Source organism: Agarivorans sp. D1326 (genome assembly GCF_056958115.1).
On sequence record NZ_JBTWEN010000003.1, the window covers coordinates 405179 to 418999 of the forward strand.

Consider the following 13821-nt stretch of genomic DNA (forward strand, 5'->3'; position numbering starts at 1 on the left):
ATGAAAATCGCCATTATAGGTGCCGGCATCTCCGGCATGACCTGTGCGCACTTATTAAAAGAGCAGCACGAGGTAACGCTATTAGAACAAAATGACTACTTAGGTGGCCACACCGCCACTAACCAAGTCACTATAGAGGGCAAAGAGCATGCAGTAGACACCGGCTTTATTGTGTTTAATGACCGCACCTATCCTCTGTTTAACAAGTTATTAGCCAAGTTGGGCATTCAAGCTCAAGAAACCGAAATGAGCTTTAGTGTGGTAAATCCAGAGCTCAACTTGCAGTATAACGGCCACGATTTAAATACACTGTTTGCCCAACGCAGCAACTTACTCAAACCCAGCTTTTATAAGTTTATCAATGAAATACTACGGTTTAATAAGCTAGCTAAAGCAGCGGTAGACATCGATACCGCGGTAAGCCTCGGTCAGTTTTTAGAGCAGCATCGCTTCTCGCGCATGTTTCAAGAGAACTACTTATTGCCAATGGGCGCGGCTATTTGGTCCTCTTCGTTAAACGGCATTATGCAGTTTCCGATGCAGTTTTTTGCTCGCTTTTTTGTGAATCACGGTTTGTTAGACGTAGCCAACCGGCCGCAATGGTATGTCATCCCCGGTGGCTCAAAACAATACATTAAGCCGCTGCTAGCGGGCTTAGATGAGCAGATCCGTTTGAATAGCCAAGTGAGTAGCATTCAGCGAGATGACTCAGGCGTTAAGATTACAACCAGCGATGGCTGGCAATGGCAGGGTGATGCGGTAATTTTTGCTTGTCATAGTGACCAAGCGTTGTCGGCATTAGGCGCACAAGCCAGTGATGATGAGCGTTTGGTACTAGGCAAACTCAAGTATCAAAATAACGAAGTAATTCTGCATACCGACGAGCGCTTATTGCCAAGCATTCATCGTGCTCGAGCTAGTTGGAATTACCTATTACCGCCTGGTGGTGATAGAGGCGACCGCCTAGCCAGTGTTACCTACGACATGAACCGTTTGCAGGGCTTAAGCGATGCGCCGCAACTTTGCGTTACCCTAAATCCCCTAGAGCCGATAGCCGAAGATAAAGTGATTAAGCGCTTTAATTACATGCATCCGGTATTTTCCATAGACGGCCACCAAGCCCAACAACAACGCGACAATATTTGTGGGCACAACAACAGCTATTTTTGTGGCGCTTATTGGCACAACGGTTTTCATGAAGATGGCGTGCGCTCGGCTGTGGAAGTGTGTCGTAAGTTTGGAGTGGACCTATGAGCATAGAGCACTCGGCTATCGCCTTTGGCGATACCTTTCATCAACGCTTTGTGCCGCGTAAACACGGCTTTAATTATCGGCTGTATTACGCTTGGATTGATTTGGCCGAAGAACAAACCGTGCGGCAAGAGCTGCAAAGCTTTGGGCGTTTTTTACCTTGGTTTCGCTTAAAAGCGGGCGACTATTTAGGCAGCGAACAAGGCACTATCCGCGATAAAGCCTTGCGCGCTCAGCAGCGTTTTCAGCCCGACTATCAAGCCAAGCAAGTGGTCTTGCTTGGTCAACTGCGCTGCTTGGGTTGGTACTTTAGCCCGGTTAACTTTGTGCTCTATGGCGACGGCGATAAGTTTGATTATATGCTGGCCGAAGTCACCAATACTCCTTGGAAAGAAAAGCACCAATATTGGCTGGATTTAAACGAGTTAAAAGATCACGACAAAACCTTTCATGTTTCCCCTTTTAATCCCATGGACATGCGTTATCACTGGCAAGTAAAGCTAGTGCAACAACAGGTGAATATTGTGATTAATTGCTGGCGCGAACAGAAAGAATTTAGCGCCGGAATAAATTTAATTAAGCAGCCGTTAAACTCTTCTAGTCTTCGCCGCGTAATAAGTTCATACCCTTTAATGACTCTTAAAGTTGTTACAGGAATTTACTGGCAAGCATTGAAGCTATGGATGAAAAAAGTGCCTTTTTATGGTCATCCAGCCAGTGCTAAAAAATAATTAAAATTGCCCTAAGGAAAAACTATGGCTACTGCAAAATCGCTTTCTTCTGCTTCAGTTTCCAGTGGTTTAGATTGGACCCGCCACCTTGTATTAAAAACCTTTGACGGTTTAAAAGGCGGCGCCATTTTAATGAGTCAAGCAGGTTACGAGTCGGTTCATTTAGGTGAAGCAGACCACCCCGAAACCGTTGAAGTTCATATCCTCGATTCTCAAGTTTTTTCTCGTATTTTAAAAGGCGGTAGCATTGCCGCAGGCGAAACCTACATGGAAGGGTTGTGGCGCTGTTCTAATTTGCACCGCTTACTGCAGCTTTTGGCCGACAACCAAGATCACCTCGATAGCTTAGACAGAAAACTGCACTGGTTTACCGATGCGTGGTTTAAAGTGCAGCATTTCTTTCGTCGCAACAACAAACGCCAAGCGAAAAAGAACATTCTGGCTCACTACGATCTTGGCAACGATTTCTATCAATCGTTTCTTGACCCGCAAATGCAGTATTCATCAGCCATTTTTGGCGGCCAAGACATTACCTTAGCCGAGGCGCAAGACAACAAACTTAAGCGCATATGCGAGCAGCTAAAGCTTGAGTCGGGTGATCACCTTTTAGAGATTGGCACCGGTTGGGGTGGGTTGGCGATGTATGCAGCCAGCCACTATGGTTGCAAGGTAACCACGACCACCATATCCGACAAACAGCACGCCTACGTGGTGGAGAAGGTAGCGGAGCGTAAGCTCAGTCATTTAGTGACTGTGCTAAATAAAGACTACCGCGATTTAGAAGGCCAGTACGACAAACTGGTCTCTATCGAAATGATCGAAGCAGTGGGCGAGAAATTTTTACCGGGTTTTGCAGAGCTATGTGCCAACAGGTTAAAGGCCGGTGGTTTAATGCTTATTCAAGCCATTACCATTGATGACCGCCGCTTTTCGGCCTATCGCAAAAGTGTCGACTTTATTCAGCAGTATGTATTTCCTGGTGGCTTCTTACCTTCGCCATCGCTGCTCAAACAGCTATTTTCCAAGCAAGGCTTACAATCTCTACAGCGACTAGAGATAGGTATCGACTACGCCGAAACCCTGCAGCACTGGCATCAGCGGGTGCAACAGCAGCATAACAACAATCAGCGCTTCGGCTTCGACGAGCAGTTCTACCGCCTATGGCATTTCTACTTTGCTTACTGCGAAGCAGGTTTTAGAAGCCATAACATTGGTACCGAGCAACTTACTTTAGTTAAGGCCTAAGCTCATGCAATGGCCGGTATTGCTGCTATTTAAACTTAACTGGTTAGCAGCCTTCTTTTGGGGGCAGCAAGCGGTGATGTTTATGGCGCTGGGGTTAATCGGCTTGGTGGTTTTGCAAGTTCGCCGTTACCAATGGGCTGTGCTTATTCCCTGTGCAATGCTCAGCGTGGTTGGGGTTATTTTAGATTTCAGTTTGGTAAAAATGGGAGTGCTTAGCTTTAGTTCGCCCAATTTACCGCTGTTTATGATGTTGCTTTGGGCAAGTTTTGCCTTGTTATTGCCAAGCCTCGCCAGTTTCCCCAAACCCTTCATGCCCTTATTTGTGGCGGTAATGGGCCCGGTGTCTTACTACCTAGCGAGTTTAGCGCAGGTATTTGCGATACAGCCCGATGCAATATTAGGTCTGCTTATATTGTTCCCCTTGTGGGCGGGCTTTGCTTACTTAGCTAATTCGCTATTGGAGAAACGCTATGTTTAAAGCCATGGCACTAGCCAGTATTTTATTGGCGTTTTCTAGCCAAGCAGAAACACAAATGCAGCTGGTGGGTAACGCCAAACTGCAAGTATTGTTTTGGCCCATTTACACGGTTAGCTTGCACAGCCCCGATGGGCGTTATCAGCAAAACCGTTACCCAATGGAACTCACCATTGATTACCTACGCAAAATAAAACGCGATAAGTTGCTAGAAGCAACCGAGGACGAGTGGCAGCGCTTAGGCGTATGCGAGCAAGCACCTTGTGAGCAATGGTTAGCAGAGCTTTCACAACTTTGGCCAGACTTAAAAAAAGGCGATCAACTAAAGCTGGTCGCCGAGTCAGCTAATCAAGGTCAGTTTTACTTAAATGGTAAGCTTTTAGGCTCTTTAGAAGATAAGTTATTTAGCCAGCACTTCTTGGGTATTTGGCTATCCGAAGACAGCCGATTCCCTAAACAGCAACGTAAACTGATTGGCGCTAACTAAGTCTAACTAGCTTTTTCTAGGCATTTGCTTATCTGAAGACAGCCGCTTCCTTAAGCTGCAACTAAAGTTGGTGGGCGCTAACTAGCGCTGTTGGTACACTCGTTAATCACTTGTAGTAAGGTTTCCACAGGCTGCGCGCCAGACAATAAGTAACGATTATTAAAGATAAAAGCCGGCACTGCTCTAATGTTCTGATTTTGCCACTGCTGCTGGCTGTCTCTTACCGCTTCCACATACATTTCATCTACTAACACTCGCTCGGCTAAATCTCGGCCTAGGCCAATGCTTTCAACTACATCCAATAAGGTATTGCGGTCGGAAGGATCTTTAGCTTGGCTAAAGTAAGCATCAAACAATGCTAGTTTTAATTCGGTTTGCTTGCCGTAAGGCTGTGCCCAATGCAGCAGTTGATGAGCTTCAAAAGTATTGTAGATACGAGAGTCGGGGCTGAACTTAAAACTAAAGCCAAGTTCATCACCCAAGCTTTTTAGTTGTTCTCTAACCGCTTCACTTTGCTCAAGGGTGCTACCGTATTTCTCTTGAATATGCTCACGTAAGTTTTGCCCCTCGCTTGGCATGTTCGGATTTAGCTCAAAGGGATGCCATTCAATATGTGGTCGAATACTCTCGTCAACTTTTGACAGTGCTTGTTGCAGGCGTAAGTAACCCACTATGCACCAAGGGCAGACCACATCCGACACAATATCGATGCGCAAAGAAATACCAGCAGACATAAGCAACCCCTTCATTAAACCTGCTTAGAGTATGCGGAGTTGCCGAGAAATTGGCAACCATCGCGCTAAATTGGGGGCTCAGCTTCTTTGCCGCCAGTGCAACATTAATTTGTTGTTTTTGATCTAAATAGATAATGGAGCAGTTGCTATTATGCTGTTAGCAAATGACTAGGAACCTCACTCATGACCACATCATTGTTTGACACAATAAAGCTTGGTACTCACACCTTAAATAATCGCATCGTTATGCCACCTATGACTCGCTCTCGTGCTACTCAGCCGGGCGATGTGGCAAATCAAATGATGGCCAGCTACTACGCACAACGTGCCAGTGCTGGTTTAATCGTTTCCGAAGGCACTCAAATCTCGCCAATGGGTAAAGGCTACGCTTGGACACCGGGCATTTATAGCGAACAACAAATTGCTGGCTGGAAACAAGTCACCGATGCTGTTCATGCCAAAGGCGGCACTATGTTCGCCCAGCTTTGGCACGTAGGGCGAGTGACTCACCCAGACAATATTAACGGCGAACAGCCAATTTCATCTTCTGCCATTAAAGCCGAAAATGTAAAAGTGTTTATTGATAACGGCAGCGACGAACCAGGTTTTGTAGACGTAGTCACCCCGCGTGAAATGACTCAACAAGACATTGATGAAGTTATTCAGCAGTTCCGCCAAGCAGCGCTTAATGCCATTGCCGCAGGCTTTGATGGCATCGAGCTTCACGCCGCCAACGGTTACTTGATTAACCAGTTTATCGATTCAGAGTCTAACCAACGCAGTGACAAATACGGCGGTAGCTTAACCAACCGTCTGCGCTTTTTAGATGAAGTAGTTGCTGCCATGGTAGACGCCATTGGCGCCGAGCGAGTAGGCGTGCGCTTAGCTCCGCTCACGACTTTAAATGGCACCGTAGACGCCAAGCCAGAAGAAACCTACACCGCCGCTGCTGCGCTGCTAAATAAACACAATATCGTGTATTTGCACATTGCCGAAGTAGATTGGGACGACGCGCCAGAAACGCCAAAAGCCTTTAAACAAGCGCTGCGCGATGCCTTTAAAGGTGTACTTATTTACGCTGGTCGTTACAAAGCGGATAGCGCCCAACAAGCTATTGATGAAGGCCTCGCCGACATGATTGGTTTTGGCCGCCCTTTTGTAGCAAACCCCGATTTACCCGCACGCCTAGAGCATGGTTATCCGCTGGCCGAACACGATCCAAACAGCCTGTTTGGCGGTGGCGAAAAAGGCCTAACGGATTACCCAAGTTATAAGGCCTAGTTGCTAGGGTTTTGGTATAGGAGTCAGTGAGCAAGGTAATTGTTCACTGGCTTTTTTATTGCCTTTTAAGAAGTTGGCAATTGGTGAACTCAGGGCTCATCCAAATAAAGGCCTCAGTTCTTTAAATTTTTATTCGATGTATAAGTCGAACTTTGAGCGCCATTCTGTCCTAACTGCTTCACATTTTTCTGACGGTATAGTGCTTTCTTGAATTTCGTTGAGCGCGAGTAAATAGCATTCTGCAAACCAATCATCATTAACGAGTGATTTTTTTAAATGGGTAATTCCCTTCGCCCTTATTTCCTCAGATACTAACTTAGGAATATGAGCGCTTGAGGCCTGCATAATTAATGCTACTCCTGCCGCTGTTCTAGCTGTATGAGAAAATGAATCTTTGGTGTTGTTTGCAACGGCTAACATATTCATGATAGGTGTTCCTCTATTCTGCGGTTCGAGGTCTCGGTGAGAAAGAAGCGCATTCATATATCTAGCGTAAGGGTCACCCAATAAAGAAGACGTTGAAAAGTACATAGAAGCAGTTTCTATATTTCCATGATTAAACTCACACAGCCCCTGTCTAGTATATAAGTCGAAAGCTACATCAGAAGCTTTCACCCTTGAGTTCATTACATTACTCCATATAGCTTCTGTGTACTCTGTTTGTTCGCAGGTAGGCTTTAACTTGGCTATTAAAGGCTCATTGCTGTAAAAATCACACCCTAATAGGCCAACAATAAGGCAGGCTAGTATCCCTCGCGTCAAAGTTAGCTTGTGCATGGTTTATCCCTTAAAGCATGGCTTTAGCAGTTCATCTATATTGCTCAGTGAAATCATGTTATTACATGGTAAGTCATGAAAAAAGAGAGTAAATGGTGTCAGAGTCAATTTAAATCAATTGATTGAATACGATAGCGAGCTTTTACTGATGTGTTGTGGTCTAACACCAGATAGGCAGTTACCTTGTTTACTTAGATTTATCTGACCATTGCTCGTGATGAACCAGCTGGTCCAAGTTCTCTCGCTCTAACCAACCAAATTGCTCCAGTTCTGGTTTGTCTTCAAAGCCGGATACATAGCCGATGCACAGGTAGCCAATAATTTCTAAACGCTCTGGAATGTTAAGGGCAGAGCGAAGAACCTCGTCGTGAATAATGCTTACCCAGCCTAGGCCAAGGTTTTCGGCGCGGGCGGCCAGCCACATGTTTTGAATAGCACATACGGTGCTGTATAAGTCCATTTCTGGCTTTATGGTGCGGCCTATTACCACTGGGCCGTTGCGTTCTCTATCGCAGGTAACACAAATGCCTAAGGGCGCTTCTAAAATGCCTTCAAGTTTAAAGCTTTGGTAGGTCTCGCGTTTATCATCAGAAAACTGTTTGGCAGACTCTTCACTAGCGGCTTGGTAGCCCTGTTTAATCGCTTGTTTGGTTTGCTGTTTACTTACCAAAATAAAATCCCAAGGCTGACTAAAACCTACGCTGGGCGCGTGATGAGCAGCGGCTAGAATACGTTGAATAACGTCGTCGTTAATTGGGGTGCTTAAGAAGTCTTTACGCACATCGCGGCGGGAGTAGATAACTTTATACAGGGCGTCTCGTTCAGCTTGGTTGATATGCATACTGCGCTTAATATCAAAAATTTGCCCTATTAAGCCTTAAGCGAAGATTGACTGCAACGCCTAGCAGCCAGCTTTTACCCGTTTAAAAACAAACAGCCCCCATGGCTTTTGCTATGGGGGCTGTTTGGTTTAGCGTGGCTTAGTCGTTATTGCTTAAAGTCGTCTTGATAGCTTTTAGGTGGCGGTGTCCAACCGCGTTCGGTGAGCGAGTGACCGTCGCTGCGATCTTTGCTCATGGCTTTTCCTAGTAACTCTTCTAACTGCAAAAACAGTTCGCGGTAGTCGTTGCTAAAGCGGTTGTCTTCGTTACCCGCTAACCAAGTTTGGTAGAGCTTTTCTTTATTGTCTTTTTCTATTTGGTCAAACGCGGCTTTAAGCTGTTCAGACTTAAAGGGATGAAAGCCCAATTCGTTAAGAGCTCGGCCACCCATTTCTAGTGCAGAATAGTAGGCCTCGGTAATTATGTGGTCGGCACCTAAGCTGCGCAGTTCGTAAGCATGGCCGCGGTCAAACGCCCGTACCATTAAGCGCACATGCGGGTGCGCGTGTTTTACGTATTTAACGATGTCGCGCACCTTTTCTTTATCATCAATGGTGACCACCATAAGCTTGGCTTCTTCTATCCCCGCTGTATGCAGTAGGTCTGGTTGGGTGGCATCGCCAAAGTAGCTTTTAATGTTAATTTTACGCATTAATTCTACTTGGCCCGCTTGGTGATCGAGCACCACGGTTTTAATACCGTTGGCCACTAAAAAGCGGTTGATGATTTGCCCAAAACGACCAATGCCCGCCACAATTACCGTGCCTTTTTCATCAATTTCATCGGGTTCTTGGTGATTCTCGGAACGTTCGTAACGTGGCAAAATCACTTTGTCATAGAGTATGAACAGGCTCGGTGTTAAGAACATTGAGAAGGCCACAACTAACGACAAGATTTGTGATAAGTCATGCGGAATAACATGGTTTTGCACAGTGTAGTTAAGCAGTACAAAGCCAAACTCACCGGCTTGGGCCAAGCTAAGGGCAAATAGCCAACGGTCGCTGTTTTTAATCTTAAAGATAATTGCCAAAACAAATAAAATGGTGGCTTTGATTAACATAATGGCTAAAGCCATGGCGATAACTTTACCCCAGTGTAATTGCAATACGCCAAAGTCGACACCCGCACCCACTGTAATAAAGAACAAGCCTAACAGCAGCCCTTTAAAAGGCTCGATGGTTGATTCTAATTCATGCCTAAACTCACTGTTGGCGAGTACCACGCCAGCTAAGAATGCGCCCAAGGCAGGCGATAAACCTACCAAGCCCATTAGCGCTGCGATACCAATAACCAGCATTAAAGTGGCGGCGGTAAAAATTTCGCGAAGCCCAGAGCTAGCTACATAACGGAACAGTGGGCGACTAAGGAAATGGCCACCAACCACTAAGGCAACAATGGCCACAACCACCACAATGGCGTAGGCCCAACCAGGCAGGTGGGCCACTAGGTTTAAGCTATCGCCGTGTTCTGCGGCTGCTTCACCCAGTTTTTCGGATAAGGCCACGAGCTCTGGCAAAGCTAGCAAAGGAATAAGTGCCAACATGGGGATTACTGCAATATCTTGAAACAGCAATACCGAGAAGGAAGAGCGCCCTCCATCGGTTTTACCTAAACCTTTTTCGTTAAAGGTTTGCAGCACAATGGCGGTAGAGGAGAGCGAGAATATTAAACCAACCGCCAAAGCGATCGACCACTGCAGCCCAAAAGCTAAGCAGGCTAACATCACCACCAAGGTGGTGATACCTACTTGCAGGCCGCCAAGGCCAATGAGTTTATGGCGCATATTCCAGAGCATTCTAGGCTCTAGTTCTAGGCCTACCACAAATAACATCATCACTACGCCAAACTCGGCGAAGTGTTGGATAGTGGCGGTTTCGGCGCCTACCAATCCAATCACAGGACCAATAATTACCCCAGCAATTAAGTAGCCCAGCACGGAGCCTAAACCTAAACGCTTGGCCAGTGGCACGGCCAGCACGGCGGCAATTAAGTAAACAAAGGCTTGTAAGAAGTAACCGGTCATAGCAACTCCTTGATAAGGTCAATATTTTGCACATCTAGCTTGGCTAAGCCTGCAGCAAGTTCAAAATCGAGTTGGTTGTTTACTAATGCGTTAAGTAGCTGAGTCCAATCTTCTAAATGTTTTTTATCGCGATTTTCTTCGGCCGCGGTACGAGAGCTAAATAGGGTGAAAGGTGCCAGGTAGCGCATACCGATGAGTGAGGCAGTTTGCTCTAATGGATGCAGTAATTCACGAATAGTAAAATGGTTATAACCCTCTTTTCTATAAGCCGCTTCTGCACCGCCTGCGGTTATGGCGCAAAGCAAGGTTTTACCATGCAGCATGGTGCCGTCGTGCCCATAAGCAAATCCGTATTCCAGCACTAAGTCTTGCCATTCTTTTAATATGGCTGGGGTGGAGTACCAATAAAGCGGAAACTGCATAATCACAATATCGTGCGCGAGCAAGCGTTGTTGCTCTTTGTCTACGTCGATTCGAAAAGTGGGATACTCGCGATATAAATCTATGGCGGTTACACCATCTATTTTACTGGCAAGCTTGAACATAGGCTTATTGATTTCGGAGCGATCTTGCGACGGGTGCGCAAATAGCAGTAATACTTTATTTTTCTGCTTTGGCATTGGTAATTCCTTTTAGCCTTGCATGACAAGCGACAATAAAAACTAGTTCCAATATAGGTAGTTTTAGCAACAAGGTTCAAGTAAAAGCGAATAAAATTAACTTATTAGCTTTATTCTTTTTAGCTACTATTCTGCAGTTGCTCTATTGGCTTGTGACAAAATGCTAAAGATTTGCTGTTTGAGCTGAACGCGTTGTAGCTTCATTTGCATGAAGTATTGGTCTTCTGCGGGAACTTGTGTGGCTTCTAAGCCGCGTATTTTATGGTCGAGTTGATGGTAGCGCTTAGCTAGCGAATTAAAATCGCTGTCTGCTACTTTAAGTTGATGAATTCTTTCCCGATGTTCCGGAAACTCGAAAATAAGCGCGTGGTTTTCACCTAACATGTTTGCCTCGTTAGCTTGCTGGCCTACCTTTCAGCTTAGTCGAAACTCGCTAAGCTAGGGCAGTTAAGCAAGCCTTAGAGGCTAAAAAATTAGCTGCTAGTCCATCCTTTAAGGCATTAAACAAGGACAAGAGTCGGCCACTATTAGCGGCAAAGCATTGGGAACAACGTCAAAGCGCGCGTGGTTAAATTTATGCGGTTCGCCGTCGAGGTTGGTGGGAATAAACTGTTCAGATTTTGTTTCTAACCAAGGCGTTTGCCAAGAGACAACATAGTCGGCATTTATTTGTTCGTCATTACCAAAGGCTGATGCTTCTTGCAGCACTTGGCTTAGCGCGGTAGCGGGGAAATCTCGAACTAAACAAATATCCATTAGGCCGTCATTAAGGTAGGCATTTGGCCCTAATACTTGGCCTCCGCCAGCTTGTTTACCATTACATAAGGCGCCAATGATGATACCGCCAGAAAACTGTTTGTCGGGGCTATTTATCTCGCCGATATAAGGTTTGAAGTTTAGCGCTTGCACAATGCCAGAGAGGGTATAAGCGCCACCCCCTAAAAAGTTTTTAAGCTCAACTGGGGTTTCTGCGGTGATTTGGGCGCCAAAACCTGCGGTGAGTACGTTCACAAAATAGAACTTTTGCTGGTTTTCTAAATCGGTCGCTTGGATTACATCAACCGCTTTGGCGCTGTTTGATAATGCAAACTCGAGCGCTGCTAAGGCGGTATCGGGGATTTGGCAGGCAGTGGCAAAGTCATTGGCTGTGCCTAGTGGTAATACGCCAAGGCTTGGGCGTTGCTCTGCGGGGTATTGCATAAGCGCAGATACTACTTCTTGCACCGAACCGTCACCACCACCTATAACTAGTTTTTTGTCTGGTGAATTCCAACCTTGCTGGTGGGCCTCGGCGACTAAACGTTCAACGTCTCCACCTTCCCAGGTGACTCGTACCTGAATGTCGTGCCCTTGCTTGCGCAGTTGCTGCACGGCTTCGCGTATCTCGGGCAGGTGAGCTTTCTTTCCGTTGAGTATTAGTCGAAGTTCCACAATTAGCCTCTATTTAGTAATCAGCAACTTAGCTGTTTTATTACTATATGCTCGTTTAGCTTTGCTCGCTAGCGACAAGGTGTTAAGTGGAACTAAAAACTTATGCTAAGCCTTTCATTCGTAGGTATAAACGTTCTACTTTGTCGCGTGCCCACTGCGTTTTACGCAAAAACTTAAGGCTAGATTTAATGCTTGGGTCGTGGGTGAAACAGCGAATGGTAATGCGCGCGCCTAGTTCTTCCCAACCATAAAATTCAACCAGTTCTTCGAGAATACTTTGGAGAGTTTTGCCGTGCAGGGGATTGTTTACTTGGGTCATGTTGAAGCCTATTGTTTTCTTACCGAGTAATTGTATCAGCTTCAATTAGTCACAGCTAAAGCTATTATACCAATCGTACTAAGTACCTGTTCATTCTATCTGGTTAAAATTCTCGATAACTGCCTTAGAATTTTAGATTGTAGAATAACTGCTTATCGAAAAATCCTGCCTTATTCTCGAGTATGTTTCTTGCGTTATTTCTGATCACTTACTTAGTGTGATTGGTATTAGTGGTTTTGCCGCAGTTTACGCAGACTCGGCTCTAGANGGTTTTGCCGCAGTTTACGCAGACTCGGCTCTAGAGATAGGTTATGGTTATGCGAGAAGAATCAACGGGAAAATGGCTTAAATGGAAGGTTTTTTACGCTTTGTTCGAATACTCACTGCCTTGGGGTTGTTTGCACTAGCCGCAGCGATTGTATTTTTTACCTTAGAACTTCGCCAAGTGCGGATCCAATTGCCGAGTATGTTAGAGCAGGTGGATAGTACTGCTCAGCGGGTTGACCCAATAGTGGCGCAAATAGCAGAGCTACAAACTTTCATACCGCAAATTATAGAGCAGAGTGAAGGTTACCAAGAGTTGATCCCCGAGGTATTAAGCCGAGTTGATGACATTAACGCTCAACTGCCTTTAATCATTGATGAAGTTGCCGCAATTAGCCAAGCCATTGAACCGGTATTAGAACAAACAGAAGCCTGGCGCGAAGAACTACCAGCGATCCTCAAGCGAGTGGATGAAACCAACACTACGGTGCGTGGAACCAATAAAGAGATTGCTAAAGTGGTGCCACAAGTGCCGCTTATTTTGGCAGAGAGCGAGGCATTAAGGATTGAAATCCCTGAAATGATTGCCAGTGCCGATGACTTAGTGAGCAAAGCCGAAGATGCAGGTAAAGAAGCCAGCAAAGGGTTAGTGACAGGGTTTGTCGGTGGAATACTAACCTCACCGTTTAATCTAATTGGCAGGATTGGCGACAGTACTACAGAGCGTTTAGGCCTTAAGAGCACCGACAGCATTACTGATGAAGATCGAGATGAATACGAACAAGCCATGAAGAAGCTGATGAAGCAGCCAAAACAAGGTGCTAAGGAGCAATGGAGTAATCGCAAGTCTGGCAACAGTGGAGTGATTACCATTAAAGCTTTGGCGATGCAGGGTGGGGTGCAGTGCTATCAGTTTGTTAGCGATTTTGTCATTGCCGAAGGTGAAGATAAAGGCGAGCACCAACTCACAACAGAAGCTTGTGATAATTAAATAGCAAATTTTACTAAAGAAAAGCTCAGTATTGCCGCTATAGGCTTGATGTCCAGGAATAGGAGGTAGAATGGAAATCAGTGGAGCAAGCACTTCGCAATCAATGGAAGTGATTTCAGCCAAGCTGGCGAAAAGTCAGCAAGAGCAAGATGGTAAAGCGGTGCAAGAATTAGTGGCCGCAGCTGACGTACCAGAAGCCGCACCTGCGACTAGAGCTGGACTAGGCGAAAACATAAATATAAAAGTGTAAATAGACTAAGCCGCATTTGCGGCTTATTTTTTATCTGCGTCTTCAACGCTTAAGTTGTCAT

The 13821-nt window shown here is 45.7% G+C and carries 15 protein-coding genes and 1 pseudogene; 8 read left to right on the forward strand and 8 right to left on the reverse strand.

The genetic code is table 11. The features are described from left to right. The 5 genes from ACYFDN_RS08375 to ACYFDN_RS08395 are packed head-to-tail and all read left to right on the forward strand — an operon-like array spanning position 1 to position 4189. Positions 1-1254 (forward strand): NAD(P)/FAD-dependent oxidoreductase, encoded by a 1254-nt coding sequence (locus tag ACYFDN_RS08375; RefSeq protein ID WP_483510735.1) that lies wholly within the window; start codon positions 1-3, stop codon positions 1252-1254. After that, the gene (locus ACYFDN_RS08380) at positions 1251-1982 is read left to right on the forward strand and encodes a DUF1365 domain-containing protein (protein ID WP_483510736.1); all 732 of its coding nucleotides are present in this window, start codon (positions 1251-1253) and stop codon (positions 1980-1982) included. Before ACYFDN_RS08375 ends, ACYFDN_RS08380 begins: the two co-directional genes overlap by 4 nt. A gap of 24 nt (positions 1983-2006) precedes the next feature. Then, positions 2007-3227, forward strand: a complete 1221-nt coding sequence (locus tag ACYFDN_RS08385) for a class I SAM-dependent methyltransferase (RefSeq protein ID WP_483510737.1) — start codon at positions 2007-2009, stop codon at positions 3225-3227. A gap of 4 nt (positions 3228-3231) precedes the next feature. After that, positions 3232-3705: a DUF2878 family protein gene (locus tag ACYFDN_RS08390; protein ID WP_472590331.1), complete on the forward strand. Its 474-nt coding sequence runs from the start codon at positions 3232-3234 to the stop codon at positions 3703-3705. Continuing rightward, entirely contained in the window at positions 3698-4189 is a 492-nt protein-coding gene (locus ACYFDN_RS08395) for a chalcone isomerase family protein (protein WP_016400951.1), read from the forward strand. Before ACYFDN_RS08390 ends, ACYFDN_RS08395 begins: the two co-directional genes overlap by 8 nt. 77 nt (positions 4190-4266) lie before the next feature. On the opposite strand, the gene ACYFDN_RS08400 is transcribed toward ACYFDN_RS08395, so the two are convergent. Continuing rightward, positions 4267-4938, reverse strand: a complete 672-nt coding sequence (locus ACYFDN_RS08400; protein ID WP_483510738.1) for a DsbA family oxidoreductase — start codon at positions 4936-4938, stop codon at positions 4267-4269. 168 nt (positions 4939-5106) lie between these two features. On the opposite strand from ACYFDN_RS08400, the gene ACYFDN_RS08405 reads away from it, so the two are divergent. Continuing rightward, positions 5107-6204 carry an alkene reductase gene (locus tag ACYFDN_RS08405; protein ID WP_483510739.1) on the forward strand — a complete coding sequence of 366 codons (1098 nt, stop codon included), beginning with the start codon at positions 5107-5109 and terminating at the stop codon, positions 6202-6204. 129 nt (positions 6205-6333) lie between these two features. Here the strand turns inward: ACYFDN_RS08405 and ACYFDN_RS08410 are convergent, their stop codons facing one another. The 7 genes and pseudogenes from ACYFDN_RS08410 to ACYFDN_RS08440 form a co-directional block, all read right to left on the reverse strand. Further along, a complete protein-coding gene (locus ACYFDN_RS08410) occupies positions 6334-6981 on the reverse strand; it encodes a hypothetical protein (protein ID WP_483510740.1) in 648 nt (215 codons plus the stop codon). A 187-nt stretch (positions 6982-7168) separates the two neighbouring features. After that, positions 7169-7822 (reverse strand): 5,6-dimethylbenzimidazole synthase, encoded by a 654-nt coding sequence (gene bluB / locus ACYFDN_RS08415; protein WP_483510741.1) that lies wholly within the window; start codon positions 7820-7822, stop codon positions 7169-7171. A gap of 146 nt (positions 7823-7968) precedes the next feature. Continuing rightward, positions 7969-9885 carry a monovalent cation:proton antiporter-2 (CPA2) family protein gene (locus tag ACYFDN_RS08420; protein ID WP_016400958.1) on the reverse strand — a complete coding sequence of 639 codons (1917 nt, stop codon included), beginning with the start codon at positions 9883-9885 and terminating at the stop codon, positions 7969-7971. Continuing rightward, a complete protein-coding gene (locus tag ACYFDN_RS08425) occupies positions 9882-10505 on the reverse strand; it encodes an NAD(P)H-dependent oxidoreductase (protein WP_406609250.1) in 624 nt (207 codons plus the stop codon). Before ACYFDN_RS08425 ends, ACYFDN_RS08420 begins: the two co-directional genes overlap by 4 nt. Before the next feature lie 126 nt (positions 10506-10631). Then, the gene (locus ACYFDN_RS08430) at positions 10632-10889 is read right to left on the reverse strand and encodes an HP1242/YdcH family protein (protein ID WP_483510742.1); all 258 of its coding nucleotides are present in this window, start codon (positions 10887-10889) and stop codon (positions 10632-10634) included. Positions 10890-10997: 108 nt separating this feature from the next. Continuing rightward, positions 10998-11936, reverse strand: a complete 939-nt coding sequence (gene yegS, locus ACYFDN_RS08435; RefSeq protein ID WP_483510743.1) for a lipid kinase YegS — start codon at positions 11934-11936, stop codon at positions 10998-11000. Between the two features lie 106 nt (positions 11937-12042). Then, a pseudogene (locus ACYFDN_RS08440) lies at positions 12043-12255 on the reverse strand (VF530 family protein); the annotation flags it as partial. 349 nt (positions 12256-12604) lie between these two features. On the opposite strand from ACYFDN_RS08440, the gene ACYFDN_RS08445 reads away from it, so the two are divergent. Together ACYFDN_RS08445 and ACYFDN_RS08450 are read left to right on the forward strand one after the other, a co-directional pair. Continuing rightward, positions 12605-13510 carry a hypothetical protein gene (locus ACYFDN_RS08445; RefSeq protein ID WP_483510744.1) on the forward strand — a complete coding sequence of 302 codons (906 nt, stop codon included), beginning with the start codon at positions 12605-12607 and terminating at the stop codon, positions 13508-13510. A 70-nt stretch (positions 13511-13580) separates the two neighbouring features. Then, positions 13581-13760, forward strand: coding sequence for a hypothetical protein (locus ACYFDN_RS08450; protein WP_016400965.1), 180 nt, complete (start codon positions 13581-13583; stop codon positions 13758-13760). Positions 13761-13821: the final 61 nt, after the last annotated feature.

What these genes read in the sequence shown, in the direction of transcription:
- ACYFDN_RS08405 (WP_483510739.1), top strand. Translation starts at nt 5,107, where the DNA reads ATGACCACATCATTGTTTGACACAATAAAGCTTGGTACTCACACCTTA.
- ACYFDN_RS08375 (WP_483510735.1), top strand. Translation starts at nt 1, where the DNA reads ATGAAAATCGCCATTATAGGTGCCGGCATCTCCGGCATGACCTGTGCG.
- ACYFDN_RS08385 (WP_483510737.1), top strand. Translation starts at nt 2,007, where the DNA reads ATGGCTACTGCAAAATCGCTTTCTTCTGCTTCAGTTTCCAGTGGTTTA.
- ACYFDN_RS08450 (WP_016400965.1), top strand. Translation starts at nt 13,581, where the DNA reads ATGGAAATCAGTGGAGCAAGCACTTCGCAATCAATGGAAGTGATTTCA.
- ACYFDN_RS08400 (WP_483510738.1), bottom strand. Translation starts at nt 4,938, where the DNA reads ATGAAGGGGTTGCTTATGTCTGCTGGTATTTCTTTGCGCATCGATATT.
- ACYFDN_RS08445 (WP_483510744.1), top strand. Translation starts at nt 12,605, where the DNA reads ATGGAAGGTTTTTTACGCTTTGTTCGAATACTCACTGCCTTGGGGTTG.
- ACYFDN_RS08430 (WP_483510742.1), bottom strand. Translation starts at nt 10,889, where the DNA reads ATGTTAGGTGAAAACCACGCGCTTATTTTCGAGTTTCCGGAACATCGG.
- ACYFDN_RS08380 (WP_483510736.1), top strand. Translation starts at nt 1,251, where the DNA reads ATGAGCATAGAGCACTCGGCTATCGCCTTTGGCGATACCTTTCATCAA.
- ACYFDN_RS08425 (WP_406609250.1), bottom strand. Translation starts at nt 10,505, where the DNA reads ATGCCAAAGCAGAAAAATAAAGTATTACTGCTATTTGCGCACCCGTCG.
- ACYFDN_RS08395 (WP_016400951.1), top strand. Translation starts at nt 3,698, where the DNA reads ATGTTTAAAGCCATGGCACTAGCCAGTATTTTATTGGCGTTTTCTAGC.
- bluB (WP_483510741.1), bottom strand. Translation starts at nt 7,822, where the DNA reads ATGCATATCAACCAAGCTGAACGAGACGCCCTGTATAAAGTTATCTAC.
- ACYFDN_RS08390 (WP_472590331.1), top strand. Translation starts at nt 3,232, where the DNA reads ATGCAATGGCCGGTATTGCTGCTATTTAAACTTAACTGGTTAGCAGCC.
- ACYFDN_RS08420 (WP_016400958.1), bottom strand. Translation starts at nt 9,885, where the DNA reads ATGACCGGTTACTTCTTACAAGCCTTTGTTTACTTAATTGCCGCCGTG.
- ACYFDN_RS08410 (WP_483510740.1), bottom strand. Translation starts at nt 6,981, where the DNA reads ATGCACAAGCTAACTTTGACGCGAGGGATACTAGCCTGCCTTATTGTT.